This is a genomic window from Rhizobium subbaraonis (genome assembly GCF_900220975.1).
Taxonomy (GTDB): domain Bacteria; phylum Pseudomonadota; class Alphaproteobacteria; order Rhizobiales; family Rhizobiaceae; genus Mycoplana; species Mycoplana subbaraonis.
In genome coordinates this window covers 1-12,611 of the sequence record NZ_OBQD01000049.1, presented here as the reverse complement: position 1 = coordinate 12,611, position 12,611 = coordinate 1, and the positions used below count along the sequence as shown (strand labels likewise).

At 57.3% G+C, this 12,611-nt stretch carries 15 protein-coding genes; 10 read left to right on the top strand and 5 right to left on the bottom strand.

Annotated elements, in window-relative coordinates:
- Positions 1-413 precede the first annotated feature (413 nt).
- Positions 414-698: a hypothetical protein gene (locus tag CRO48_RS30695; protein WP_141402161.1), complete on the bottom strand. Its 285-nt coding sequence runs from the start codon at positions 696-698 to the stop codon at positions 414-416.
- 422 nt (positions 699-1,120) lie between these two features.
- On the opposite strand from CRO48_RS30695, the gene CRO48_RS30690 reads away from it, so the two are divergent.
- From CRO48_RS30690 to CRO48_RS30645, 10 genes are all read left to right on the top strand, one after another.
- On the top strand, positions 1,121-2,611 hold the full coding sequence (locus tag CRO48_RS30690; protein WP_407071966.1) for a PAS domain S-box protein: 1,491 nt from the start codon (positions 1,121-1,123) through the stop codon (positions 2,609-2,611).
- Positions 2,601-3,212 carry a response regulator FixJ gene (gene fixJ / locus CRO48_RS30685; protein WP_054149271.1) on the top strand — a complete coding sequence of 204 codons (612 nt, stop codon included), beginning with the start codon at positions 2,601-2,603 and terminating at the stop codon, positions 3,210-3,212. Before CRO48_RS30690 ends, fixJ begins: the two co-directional genes overlap by 11 nt.
- 79 nt (positions 3,213-3,291) lie before the next feature.
- Positions 3,292-3,672, top strand: a complete 381-nt coding sequence (locus CRO48_RS30680; protein ID WP_097143428.1) for a hypothetical protein — start codon at positions 3,292-3,294, stop codon at positions 3,670-3,672.
- Positions 3,673-3,739: 67 nt separating this feature from the next.
- Positions 3,740-4,375 (top strand): helix-turn-helix domain-containing protein, encoded by a 636-nt coding sequence (locus tag CRO48_RS30675; RefSeq protein WP_097143432.1) that lies wholly within the window; start codon positions 3,740-3,742, stop codon positions 4,373-4,375.
- A gap of 203 nt (positions 4,376-4,578) precedes the next feature.
- Entirely contained in the window at positions 4,579-4,761 is a 183-nt protein-coding gene (gene napE / locus CRO48_RS30670) for a periplasmic nitrate reductase, NapE protein (RefSeq protein WP_280952710.1), read from the top strand.
- A gap of 11 nt (positions 4,762-4,772) precedes the next feature.
- Positions 4,773-5,273, top strand: coding sequence for a ferredoxin-type protein NapF (locus CRO48_RS30665; RefSeq protein WP_097143427.1), 501 nt, complete (start codon positions 4,773-4,775; stop codon positions 5,271-5,273).
- A complete protein-coding gene (locus CRO48_RS30660) occupies positions 5,254-5,517 on the top strand; it encodes a chaperone NapD (RefSeq protein WP_097143426.1) in 264 nt (87 codons plus the stop codon). The genes CRO48_RS30665 and CRO48_RS30660 overlap by 20 nt, the downstream gene beginning before the upstream one ends.
- 3 nt (positions 5,518-5,520) lie before the next feature.
- Positions 5,521-8,025, top strand: a complete 2,505-nt coding sequence (gene napA / locus CRO48_RS30655) for a periplasmic nitrate reductase subunit alpha (RefSeq protein WP_097143425.1) — start codon at positions 5,521-5,523, stop codon at positions 8,023-8,025.
- On the top strand, positions 7,995-8,486 hold the full coding sequence (locus CRO48_RS30650; protein WP_097143424.1) for a nitrate reductase cytochrome c-type subunit: 492 nt from the start codon (positions 7,995-7,997) through the stop codon (positions 8,484-8,486). Before napA ends, CRO48_RS30650 begins: the two co-directional genes overlap by 31 nt.
- A gap of 3 nt (positions 8,487-8,489) precedes the next feature.
- Positions 8,490-9,200 (top strand): NapC/NirT family cytochrome c, encoded by a 711-nt coding sequence (locus tag CRO48_RS30645; protein WP_097143431.1) that lies wholly within the window; start codon positions 8,490-8,492, stop codon positions 9,198-9,200.
- Between the two features lie 103 nt (positions 9,201-9,303).
- Here the strand turns inward: CRO48_RS30645 and CRO48_RS30640 are convergent, their stop codons facing one another.
- The 4 genes from CRO48_RS30640 to nirK all read right to left on the bottom strand — a co-directional run.
- Positions 9,304-9,744 (bottom strand): pseudoazurin, encoded by a 441-nt coding sequence (locus tag CRO48_RS30640; RefSeq protein ID WP_370691535.1) that lies wholly within the window; start codon positions 9,742-9,744, stop codon positions 9,304-9,306.
- A gap of 104 nt (positions 9,745-9,848) precedes the next feature.
- The gene (locus tag CRO48_RS30635) at positions 9,849-10,550 is read right to left on the bottom strand and encodes a Crp/Fnr family transcriptional regulator (protein ID WP_054149264.1); all 702 of its coding nucleotides are present in this window, start codon (positions 10,548-10,550) and stop codon (positions 9,849-9,851) included.
- Between the two features lie 97 nt (positions 10,551-10,647).
- Positions 10,648-11,544, bottom strand: a complete 897-nt coding sequence (locus tag CRO48_RS30630) for an SUMF1/EgtB/PvdO family nonheme iron enzyme (RefSeq protein WP_097143430.1) — start codon at positions 11,542-11,544, stop codon at positions 10,648-10,650.
- A 69-nt stretch (positions 11,545-11,613) separates the two neighbouring features.
- Positions 11,614-12,611 (bottom strand): copper-containing nitrite reductase (gene nirK / locus CRO48_RS30625; protein ID WP_102026027.1); only part of this gene is annotated, 998 nt, incomplete at its 5' end.

Below are 12,611 nucleotides of genomic sequence, written 5' to 3'. Positions count from 1 at the left end.
CAAAGCCTAGGTTCCCCCAGAGCCTTGAGCTCGACAAATTGATTGGCTCTCCATCCGCGGACTTCATCAGGGCCAGTGGCTACAATGCCACGATAAAAGGCCGGACACATGACTGAACCTGACCGATCCCATCGATACAGAGTCTTGCATTCCACGGGCCGTCCACACATGGGGAACTGTCGGATGACCCTGTTGGAACAGGACGGTGCCAGGGGGTACAAAGTCACGTTCCTTGAAGAACCTGGCTTTTGATGAACAGGGGACGGGAATGCTGGAATGCGAACTAAGTGAAGTGCTGACGGGGACAACGTGCAACATGACGGTACCGGGAGTTGGCCGATCACGATGCAACGACATCCATCGGCGCCAAAACGAGATCGGTCCGGACGGTTGACGTCAATTTCGGACCGGATTCAGACGGAATCCGGTACCGGGGGCGCCCGCGGCGCAGTGTTCGCGGAAAAAAGACGCCGATAGCCTTTGTCGCTTAGCGAAGGTACCGTCATGTCGAGCGCAATGACAATGCGGCGACCGACAACATCGACCGGAGTCGGGAGCATCGCCGATGATGCAATCAAGCAGGCTTCACAGATGGTAGCTGCACCGTAGTGGGGGACCTCACCATCGTCGGTCGTAACGCACAATTCGGGCAACGTGCCATCAGGCAGTACATACGCGGCCACGTCGAGCGTCACCATATCACCAACGCCAAGCGGGGGCTGGTGTGACAGCCCGACCATGACGAGCAGAAATGCGAGGAAGATCCTGACTGTTCTATACACGACGCCAGTGGCCCGGTTTGCGTTAAACTCTGGTGAACTAACTAGCATGGCAAAAGCTGGTCGTGATTGATTTGGAACAAGCTGGTACCGCGATGTGTGCAGTCGACAAAAGTCGTGCTAACGGCGTGTTACCCAATAGCGCTGGAATTTCAGGACGGCCATCTTGCAGCCCGAGGCAACCTGTTGCCTTGAGGTCGTGGAGAATACTTGTGATGGCGACTATTTGACTTCTATCAACCGGAAGCAACGGCTACGTTCCCGACCATGAAGCCGAATCGATTGAATTGGTGCGGATGGCTGCACCACATAAATCGCTTGGGTAGAGTAAGTTCAAAATCATGGTTGAAATGGTGAGCTCGCAAAGAAAGAAAAGCCGATCGTTCCCCAACTCCAAAGGGTATGTCGTCGCGGTTTTCGGAACGGTCGCAGCTATTGGTGGCGGGCTATTTGCTATGCGCGACGCCGCTTCAGAAACGCTATCCCTACTCGTACCGATTTTGGTCGTCGCCTCAGCTTTGATCGGGGGAGCGGGCCCGGCCTTGCTGGCAGCCGTTTTCGGCTTGGCCCTTTGGCTTCTTTCAGGTCATTTTCTTCTATTTGAAACAGCTAGCGTGCAAACACTCGCGCTTGCCGTCTTGTCAGCGCTGATTGTTTGGTTTGCAAGGCGAGCAAACAAAAATCGAGAGATGTTGGCGGAACTCAGGGAAGCGCTTGACGACCGCGAGGCCCGAATGGGGTCTATTCTCGACACGGTCCTTGATGCCACCATCGTCAGCGACGAGAACGGGATCATAATCTCGTTCAACTCCGCGGCCGTCCGCCAGTTCGGCTACTCGGAAGCTGAAGCGCTTGGGCAAAACCTGAAGCTGCTCATGCCTCAGCCTTACAAGGTCGAACACGACGGATACATGCGCCGCTACATGGAAACCGGCGAAAAGAGGATCATCGGCGTCGACCGCGTCGTGGTCGGCCAGCGTAAGGATGGCTCTACTTTTCCGATGAAGCTCGCGGTCGGCGAGATCAAACGTGGCGGAAAGCGGTTCTTCACTGGGTTCGTTCGCGACCTCACGGAGCGAGAGGAATCCGCCGCCCGCCTGCAGGAGTACCAGACCGAGCTCGCAAGGCTCGGCCGATTAAACGAAATGGGAGAGATGGCGTCGACGCTGGCGCACGAGTTGAACCAGCCATTGTCGGCCATCGCCAACTACGTGCATGGCTGCGCGCGCCTGCTACAGCACGCGGTTGGGGATCGCGACATCCAGGTTCGTGACGCATTGCTGGAAGCGGGCGAACAGAGCATTCGCGCCGGGCAGATCATTCGACACCTGCGCGAGTTCGTCACCAAAGGCGAGACGGAAAAGCGGACGGAGAGCCTGCGTCAACTCGTCGAAGAGGCCGGAGCACTCGCCCTCGTCGGCTCGCGTGAAAAAGGCGTACGCACCGTGTTCGATTTTACCTCGGACAACGATCAGGTATTCGTCGATCGGATTCAGATTCAGCAGGTGCTGACCAACCTGATGCGCAATGCGATCGAGGCGATGAAGCAAACCGAGAAAAAGGAAATCCGCGTCAGTGTCTGTTCCGACAAGATGGGACTTTTGACGGTGACGGTCGAGGATTCCGGTCCCGGGATTTCTCCGGAAGTCGCCCAGGATATCTTCAAGCCGTTTACCACGACAAAGGCAGGGGGCATGGGGATCGGGTTGTCGATCTCCAGGCGCATCATCGAGGCCCATGGCGGAGACATGACCGTCTCCAAAAGTGAACTCGGCGGCGCCTCCTTCAGTTTTACCTTGATCCAGTACGACGAGGACCAGAATGCAGCCTGATGACTTCACCGTCCATATCGTTGACGACGAGGAGGCACTTCGCAAATCGCTGGGGTTCATGCTCACCGTGAACGGTTTCGCCGTGCGGCTTCATCCATCCGCAACAACCTTTTCAGAAATAGCCTCAAGCCTTCGCAATGCGATCCTGATCACGGACATGCGAATGCCTGACATGAGTGGGCTTGACCTGGTACGCAAGATCTCAAGCATTTCGCCCCCCATACCATCGATAATCGTGACTGGGCATGGCGACATTCCCATGGCCGTTGAAGCGATGAAAGCTGGTGCTGTAGATTTCATCGAGAAGCCGTTTGAAGAGTCGGTCATCATCGAGGCGGTGCGGCGGGCGGCCGAGAAACTGGCAGATTCATCCGCGGGTACGCTGAGCGTGGATGACATCCGCTCCCGCATCGGCAGCCTGAGTGAACGGGAGCGGCAAATCCTGTCGGCCGTTGTAGCCGGCCAACCGAACAAGGCTATCGCGTTCAATCTTGATATCAGCCCGCGAACGGTCGAAGTCCATCGCGCCAATGTCATGACGAAGATGAGAGCACGCAGCCTTCCCGAACTGGTGCGCATGTCGCTGACAGTCAGCATCTAGCCCAATCCCCGCGCAACCCGACAATTCGCTTGATCCATGACAAGGTGAGGCGTCAGCCAGGATGCGATCTGAAAGCTTGGTGAAAGATCACGACCTGGCTTCTGGAATCCCATTGTCCACGCTGTCTGCCATTGTTGCTGTTGTCAAAGACCCAGCCTTGCTGCGGTCGATCAGCTTTGCGCTTAAAACGCATGGACAGGCGGTAGAACAGTTCAATGACTGGACCATGGCAAGCGAGGCGATCAGCCGAGCGGAATGCGTCATCCTCGACACCTGTCTGCCGCCTGCCGATCTGACGGCCGGCCTCAGTCTTGCCAGCCGGGGCATAAAGCTTGTTGTTCTGGCGGAGGACGACAGAGATTACGGCCGGGGGAACAGGCAGGACATTTGCGTACTGTCCAAACCGCTTAACGGGCCTGATATTGCCAACGCGGTGTCAGCCCTACGTAGAAATCCGTAGTGGAAGAACTCAATAGCGGCTAGGCTCCCAATCTAACATGATCCCTTCAACCAAAGGGGACATGCCGATGCAAACCGCAGCTTCCATCACACAAAATTCGCATCTCTCGCCCCCGCCGCGTGCACGCAGCCAGACGCACATCAGGCCGGTGACCTTTCACGCGCCGGACTGCGTGATCTATGCCCAGGGCGAGCGCTCGCGATCACTTTACCAGATCGAATACGGGGCTGTGCGGATCTATCGCCTCCTGGCCGACGGCCGCAGGCAGATCGTCGCCTTTCATCTTGTCGGCGAAACCTTTGGCTTCGAGATCAATGAGACCCACAGCTTCTATGCCGAGGCCATGGTGAACACAGGCCTGACCAGTGTCGAACGCGCAGCCGGCGGCCAGCTCAACGACCGCCTGGTTGGCGTCGCATTGAAGGCGATGGTTCGAGCTCAGGAGCACCTGCTTGTCGTCGGCCGCCAAAGTTCACTGGAAAAGATAGCCGTTTTCCTGGTCGATCTGGCTGATCGCCAAGGTGGCACTGACTTAATCGACCTGCCCATGAGCCGTATCGACATAGGCGATTATCTCGGCCTCACCATCGAAACAGTCTCGCGCACGATTTCGAAACTGCGCGACATGGGCATCGTCAAGCTTCACAATGCGCGCAGCATAGAAATCATCAAGCCTGAAAAGCTTCGCATACTTAGCAACTAGTCCACCTGCGCGACTTGGGAAAATGTCAACATAGAGCTGGGTTTCCCGATATTTTGATCGCATGGCTGCCGACACCAGCGCCGCAGCGACAGGACCCCCAACACAACCATCGCGACATCACGAATCATCACTTTCCTTGACAGAAGAGTGAACACTCCGCACACTTGCGGCGAGGAGTAGGAGGAGACCGCGTGCATCACAGCATCGAGAATTCGACCCCGGTACCTGCCTCGGACCGTCGTATGCGGCGCCGATCAGAGCTTGTAACATTTTTTATCCTCGCCTTTGGCATCTGGCCGATCCTTGCGGTAGCGGCCGTTGGAGGCTTCGGCTTCATGGTCTGGATGTACCAGATCATCGCCGGTCCACCCGGTCCTCCAGCTTAAGCGAGGAGGCCATGGTGACCTCACTTTCGCGGCGAGCCCTCCTTCGCGGACAGATCAGGCAAGAGCTCCGCATCCTGCCACCAGGTCTCTTACGTCCGGTGGAAGAGATCTGCGATCAATGCAGCGCCTGCGTTGATCACTGTCCGCAGTCGATCATCTCGATGCAGTCCGGCATACCGGCACTGGATTTCGGATCCGGCGGATGCGATTTTTGCGGCCAATGTCGAGAAAACTGTCCGCACGCGGATGTCTTTTTCGGGGCCGAACTCTCCATTCCCCACAAGGCACAGGTGCAACCGCATTGCCTGGCGCTCAACAGCGTCGACTGTCAGACATGCCGCGACCATTGTCCGACTGACGCAATCCGGTTTCGACCACGCGCTGGCGGACCATGGCATCCTTCAGTTGTAGAGGATGACTGCACCGGCTGCGGCCTCTGCATAGGTCACTGTCCGACAAACGCAATTTCCATATCGGCAAGGAATGGCTCGCATGTCGCAGCGCAACCCTGAACACTTCCATGTTTCCAGTGCCGTCGTTCTGACCTCTCCGGCAGCCGCTGATCGTCTTGTCGAAACACTGGCAGAGATGCCGAACGTCGAGATACATGCCGCCGAAAATGGCAAGATCATCCTCGTGATTGAAGGCAGGTCCAGCGGCGAGATGGGAGCGACACTCGCCGCCATTTCAGGCCTTCCGGACGTCATGGCGGCAAATATGGTTTTCGAGCATGCAGAGAATTTGGAGGAGGTATAGTCAATGGATACAGACCTGACGCGGCGTAGTCTGCTCAAGGCCCATGCTGCCGCGATTGCGGCAGCCACTGCCGGCATCAGCTTGCCGGCCCATGCCCAGACCGTTCCCGGTGGCGTCGAAGCGCTGGAGATCAAATGGTCGAAGGCACCCTGTCGGTTCTGCGGCACTGGCTGTGGCGTCATGGTTGGCGTCAAGGAAGGGCAGGTTGTCGCCACACACGGTGACATGCAGGCTGAAGTGAACCGGGGCCTCAACTGCATCAAGGGCTATTTCCTCTCAAAGATCATGTATGGCGAGGATCGCCTGAGCACACCGCTCCTGCGCAAGCGCAATGGGCAATATGCCAAGGACGGCGAGTTCGAGCCGGTAAGCTGGGACGAAGCTTTTGATATCATGGCCGAGCAGTGCAAGAAGGTTCTGCGGGAAAAAGGACCGACAGCGGTCGGCATGTTCGGCTCCGGCCAGTGGACGATTTTCGAGGGTTATGCCGCAACCAAGCTGATGCGTGCTGGCTTCCGCTCCAACAATCTCGACCCCAATGCCCGCCATTGCATGGCGTCCGCGGCTTACGCCTTCATGCGCACCTTCGGCATGGATGAACCCATGGGCTGCTACGATGACTTCGAGCACGCCGATGCTTTCGTGCTGTGGGGGTCGAACATGGCCGAGATGCACCCGATCCTGTGGACACGCCTTGCAGACCGGCGCCTGGGCCACGAGCATGTCAAAGTCGCAGTGCTCTCGACATTCACCCATCGCAGCATGGATCTGGCCGACGTTCCGATCATCTTCAAGCCGAGCACGGATCTGGCGATCATGAACTATATCGCCAATCACATCATCTCGACCGGCCGGGTGAACGAGGATTTCGTTCGCGCGCATACGACCTTCATGAAAGGCGTGGACGATATCGGCTATGGTCTGCGCGCCGAGGATCCGCTCGAGATGAAGGCGAAGAACGCCGGTGACCCGACCAAGATGGAGCCGATCGATTTCGACAGCTTCAAGGCCTTTGTCGCAGATTACACCTTGGAAAAAGTCGCTGAACTGACGGGGTCCGATCCGGGCTTTCTAGAGCAGCTGGCTGAGCTCTATGCCAACCCCGACACCAAGGTCATGTCTCTTTGGACCATGGGTTTCAACCAGCACACGCGCGGTGTCTGGGCAAACCACATGATCTACAATCTGCATCTGCTGACGGGGAAGATCTCTGAGCCGGGCAACGGCCCCTTCTCGCTGACCGGCCAACCATCGGCCTGTGGAACGGCCCGCGAAGTCGGCACCTTCGCACATCGCCTGCCTGCCGACATGGTCGTGACCAATCCAGAGCATCGGCATCACGCCGAGGAAATCTGGAAACTTCCGGACGGTCTTCTTCCAGACAAACCGGGATTCCACGCCGTCGAACAGGACAGGATGCTGAAGGACGGCAAGCTGAACTTCTACTGGGTCCAGGTCAACAACAACGTCCAGGCGGCGCCCAATACCAGCAACGAGACCTATCTCGGCTACCGGAACCCGGACAACTTCATTGTCGTTTCCGATGCCTATCCGACAGTGACGGCCATGTCTGCCGACCTCATTCTTCCGGCCGCCATGTGGGTCGAGAAGGAGGGGGCTTATGGCAATGCGGAGCGCCGGACACATGTCTGGCATCAACTGGTCAATGCGCCGGGAGAAGCGCGCTCGGACCTCTGGCAACTGGTTGAGTTTTCCAAACGCTTTACGACAGATGAAGTCTGGACCGAGGAAATCTTGGCGCAGAACCCTGATTACCGCGGCAAGACACTGTTCGAGGTGCTGTTCGCCAACGGCAAAGTGGACCGATACCCTCTCTCCGAGGTGGACGCCGACTATGCCAATCGCGAAGCCGAAGCATTTGGCTTTTATCTCCAGAAGGGCCTCTTCGAGGAATATGCCGAGTTTGGGCGCGGACATGGCCATGATCTGGCGCCCTATGACGTATATCATCAGGAACGGGGGCTTCGTTGGCCTGTCGTCGATGGCAAGGAAACCAAGTGGCGCTACCGGGAGGGCTACGACCCCTATGTGAAACCCGGCGAAGGGGTACGCTTCTACGGCAAACCCGACGGACGTGCGGTCATTCTGGCGGTCCCCTATGAACCGCCGGCCGAATCGCCGGACGAGGAATATGATTTCTGGCTGGTAACAGGCCGCGTGCTGGAGCACTGGCATTCCGGTTCGATGACGATGAGAGTGCCTGAGCTCTACAAGGCCTTCCCCGGCGCCCGTTGCTTCATGAACGCCGACGACGCACGAAAGCGCGGGATCAATCAGGGGGCAGAGATCACCATTGTCTCGCGTCGCGGCGAGATGCGGACACGCGTCGAGACCCGCGGCCGCAACCGCATGCCGCCCGGCGTGATCTTCGTTCCATGGTTCGACGCCAGCCAATTGATCAACAAGGTGACGCTTGACGCCACCGATCCGATCTCCAAACAAACGGATTTCAAAAAATGCGCAGTCAAGATCGTTCCCGTGGCCTGACAAAAGGCCGACTTGGTATTGTTGCCCTTTTTGTAGCCTGTCTCATCGGAGGCGGCGTGGTCGCACAATCGGTTCCGCAATTGTCCGGCCCGCCACAACAAATGGATAGTCTACCGGCGAAGCCCCTGCCGAAATGGAATGTCGATGACGTGCGCAAGATGCGCGCCTATCCGGACCAGCCTCCGGTCATTCCGCATTCCATCGAAGGCTACCAGCTGTCGGTCAACACCAACCGATGCCTCTCCTGCCACAAGCGTGAGTTCACGGAAGGGTCCGGGGCACCGATGATCAGCGTCACCCACTACATCACGCGGGAAGGGCAGATGCTGGCAGATGTTTCGCCGAGACGATACTTCTGTACCGCCTGTCACGTACCGCAGGCGGAGAGCAACCCGCTGGTCGGTAATACCTTCCGCGACATGAGCGACATGGGGGTCAAACTGATGGGCGAGGAGCACTAAATGATGCAGTGGCTCCGTAACCTGTTTGCATGGACATGGCGTGTTCTGACGACGCCAGCGGCGACGCTCAGCCTTGCCTTCCTGACGCTCGGCGGCTTTGTCGGCGGCGTGATGTTCTGGGGCGCGTTCAACACGGCGCTTGAACTCACGAATACGGAAGAGTTCTGCGTCAGCTGTCACGAAATGAAGACCAACGTCTACGAGGAAATGACCAGGACCATCCACTTTTCGAACCGCTCAGGTGTCAGGGCGTCGTGCCCTGACTGCCACGTGCCCCATGAATGGACGGACAAGATCGCCCGGAAGATGCAAGCCTCCAAAGAAGTCTGGGGCAAGATCTTCGGAACGATCAATACGCGTCAGAAATTCTTGGATGAGAGATTGCGGCTGGCCCAGCATGAATGGGCAAGACTCAAAGCCAATGACAGTCTCGAGTGCAGGAACTGCCATTCTTCTGTCGCCATGGACCTGTCGAAACAGACGGAGCGAGCCGCGGAAATCCACACTCGTTATCTCCTGAACGGCAAGGCAACGTGCATCGACTGCCACAAGGGCATTGCCCACGAACTACCAAACATGCAAGGCATCGACCCCGGCTGGAAGGTGCCGGAAGAGCTGGAAGGCAAAGAGCTGCCCACCGCATCTCCGGTCGACGAACTACGAGACGCGATTCACCGAGCGCATAGCGGCCTTCTTGCTGACGGCGGGATCTGATGCGTGCATCGATCGCATATATCAATACGGTCCAGAAATGCCGACGCCGCCGGGGATTACACCCCGGCGGCGTCGATCAAGCAACATCAGCTAGCACACGTCTTTACTGGGCCGCAGCGACGGCTGCATCAATCCGCTCACGGGCCTTTTTTGGTAGCTTGGCAGCATTGAAGGCGTCGAGGTTGGTGGCTGGAGCATCACCAACAAGGATCGCGGCGACCATACCCATGCCGACATGTGGTGCGCATTTTACGCCGTAGAGCCCCGGCACGTCGAACGTCACCTTGATTTCTTCGTTCATTTTGCCTTTGAACTCTGCGGCACCGTCCGGGATCATGCCCTTGATGATTTCGGCATTGTGGCCCTTGTCGGTCGGGATGAAGGTAACGGTGTCACCGGGGGCAATCTTCAAGCCGGCAGGCTCGAACACCATGGCACCCTCTGCACCTTTGTTCAGCATCTTGACTTCGAAATCGGCAGCGATTGAGAGCGCCGGGGCCGAAAGCAAGAGAACGGCTGCCATGGTTACACTACGCAGTTTCATTTTCATCTCCTTGGACAGGAACACCTCGTTCCGTTGGAGAAGTGATAGGCCAAGATGAACAGCCCTTCTTTGCGCAATATCAAGTACGGGAACGCTTCACCTGATTATCGACGCTCCGGAAGAGAATCCGCCAGCGACGCAAGTTCAACCATATCGCGCACCAGGAGTTTTTGCCTACCACCTTCGATCAGCCCCCTGCTCTCCCATGCACTAAAAATGCGCGAGACCGTATGAATTGTCGTGCCGGTCATCTCGGCAATGTCCTGCCTTGAGATCGGGAAATCGATCCGTATTCCCGCCGCCTCCGAACGACCAGCCTTTTGCGCCAACCTCAAGACGGTATGCGCAACTCTCTTCTCAACTTCTTGCGTGGACATTTCGCGAATGCGGACATGGGCTTCTTCAAGCCTTTGACCGATCGTCTCCATCGCGCTGACGGCGAGTCTTGGATTTCTTTCCACGAATTTCGGCCATAACTCTGTTGGCCACGACAGAACTAAGCTTTCGGCAGCGGCAAGCGCAGTGCCTGGATAGTCTTGTCGTTGAAGCGCCTTGGCGAACCCGAACAGGTCACCAGGATGCACGACACGCACGATAATCTGTTGACCGGAACTCGTCACCTGGGTGACCTTGAGTCGACCATGCAAAAGTAGAAAGAAGTATGAGGCAGGCTGACCTTGTTCAAACACGGACTCGCCGATGGGCAGTCGCCTTGTCTGCGCAGGAACGAGCAGTGCGTCCAATTCGTCATCGGTCATTTTGTCGAATAATGACAATGACTTGATGATCGTCCGATCAAGCTTCAAAATATATCCCTCTCCCGCCAACAACGCGCACGCTTAAGGGCTCAGAAAGCCCATAGTGGGTGTCATGGCGAGTGTCCAAATCGAGGGATAACCTACCTCACAAGGCACCGATCGAAAAGAGCAAAGGCGCGTACCAGCGACGATCTTCGACCAGCCGGAAGCCGACATGATCAGGGGGAACTCCGACAGAGCAGCCTCCGCTTTTCGGGTCGCGTATAAACGAGCTTAACGGCGATCTGTGTTTTCCGGCGGCGATGTAGACACCGCAGGCTTCGGTTGTGACTTGCTGTCCTTGCTTGACGAGGTCTACACGTCGATTGCAGGTCGTGGTCCACTCCCAGACATTGCCGCCAAAGTCGGCAAGGCCATGCTCACTTTCTCCGAAGCTTCCATACGGAAGTGGTTCCGGTTGCCTCGATCTCTTGCGGGCGGCTTCACGTTCATAGTCGGCTAGCCAACGCAAGGCTGGATTCGGATTGTCCGGATCTATGCCGAGAGCGTCGTCAGGAAACTTTGTGCCAGCGGTAAAGGCCAATTCTGCATCACTTGGTAGGCGCCAGACTCCACCGCTCTTTTCCGAGAACCACCGGGCATAGACTGTTGCGTCATCGTAACTGACACCAGTGGCGGGCATGTCAGACCGAGATGGGGTTACCGATTCCCGGGCCGGGCAAGCTCCGTCAGCCACGCAGGCATCGTAGTCCTGAGTGCTGACCTGATACTTCATGATCGTGACAGGAGCCGTCATCACGTATTCGGCCTTCGGCCCATCGACGGCATATCCAGCGCGGTAAAATTCGCCGGGCTGACGATAGACGAAACTGCCCGGCGCCACCGAGATGGTTTGAGGCGGCGGCAGATCGGCGCCACCATTCAGCCGGACGATGCCGGATTGAAATACGACAGCAGTGGACAAGGCACTGATTAGCAGAAGTGGCAGCAGCACCGAGCCGATAGAGTTGGGCTGCCTGGGAGTGAGAACGACGCCGGACATGGCGATTACCAACGAGTTAGAGAGGAAGTCCACGGGGTGCTCATCAAGCACCCCGTGCATTCACAAGGGTCAGCTTTCCGGCTTGACAACGGCGGTCATCAGATCGTCATTCCAGTCGCCGGTGACCTTGAAGTGGGCGGCCGCCCCCTTCTCGAAGGCTTCGATCAGGTTGTGGTTGACATAGGCGTAGATGCCCGGCTGCTGGAAGGTGTAGTAGGCAGCGCCCGCAGCACCACCAGGGATGAACCAGGTTTCCTGGTCGAGCTCCGGCGGGTTGGCAAACTTGCCCGTCGCCCAGACATAATCACCGTGGCCACCGATCAGGTGAGGACGGGTGTCACGATTGGCCTGCGAATGCAGGATCAAGACCCGGTCGCCGACTTCTGCCGTCATAGCATTGTCGCCTGTCAGAGCTCCGACAGCACCATTGAAGACGATGTGGCTCGGGGTCAGCGTGTTCATCACTTCGAGCACGTCCGAATAGGCATCGCCGGCACTCTCATACTTCTTGTAGTTGCCGTCAGCATCCTTGGGGACATAAAAGTCCTGCTCGCCGACATAGTATACCTTGTCATAAGGCAGATCATTGCCCTTGTGGTCTTTCAGGCCTTCACGCGGCAGGACCATGATCGCGCCGTTCATGCCCGAGGTGACGTGCCACGGCACCATGCCGGGAGGTGCACAATGGTAGACGAAGACGCCGGCCTTTGTGGCCTTGAAGCGCAGTACCGCCGTTTCGCCCGGATTGACCAGTGTCAGCGCGCCGCCGCCAAGCGCACCGGTTGCCGAATGGAAATCGATGTTGTGCTGCAGGCTGTTGGTGTCGGGGTTGATCAGCGTAAGCTCAACATAGTCGCCTTCATGAACGACCATCATCGGGCCGGGGACCGAGCCATTGAAAGTCATGGCATGGACTTCGGTGCCAGCGTCATCGATGACGATCTTCTTTTCCTCAATGGTGAGCGTGAACTCTGTCCGTCGTCGAATAATTTGAGACTTTTGGGGCTCTGGAAGAATGGAGTTTCCGGCTCGGTTTGCGGATTGATTTAAGCTGCTTTGGCCTGGTG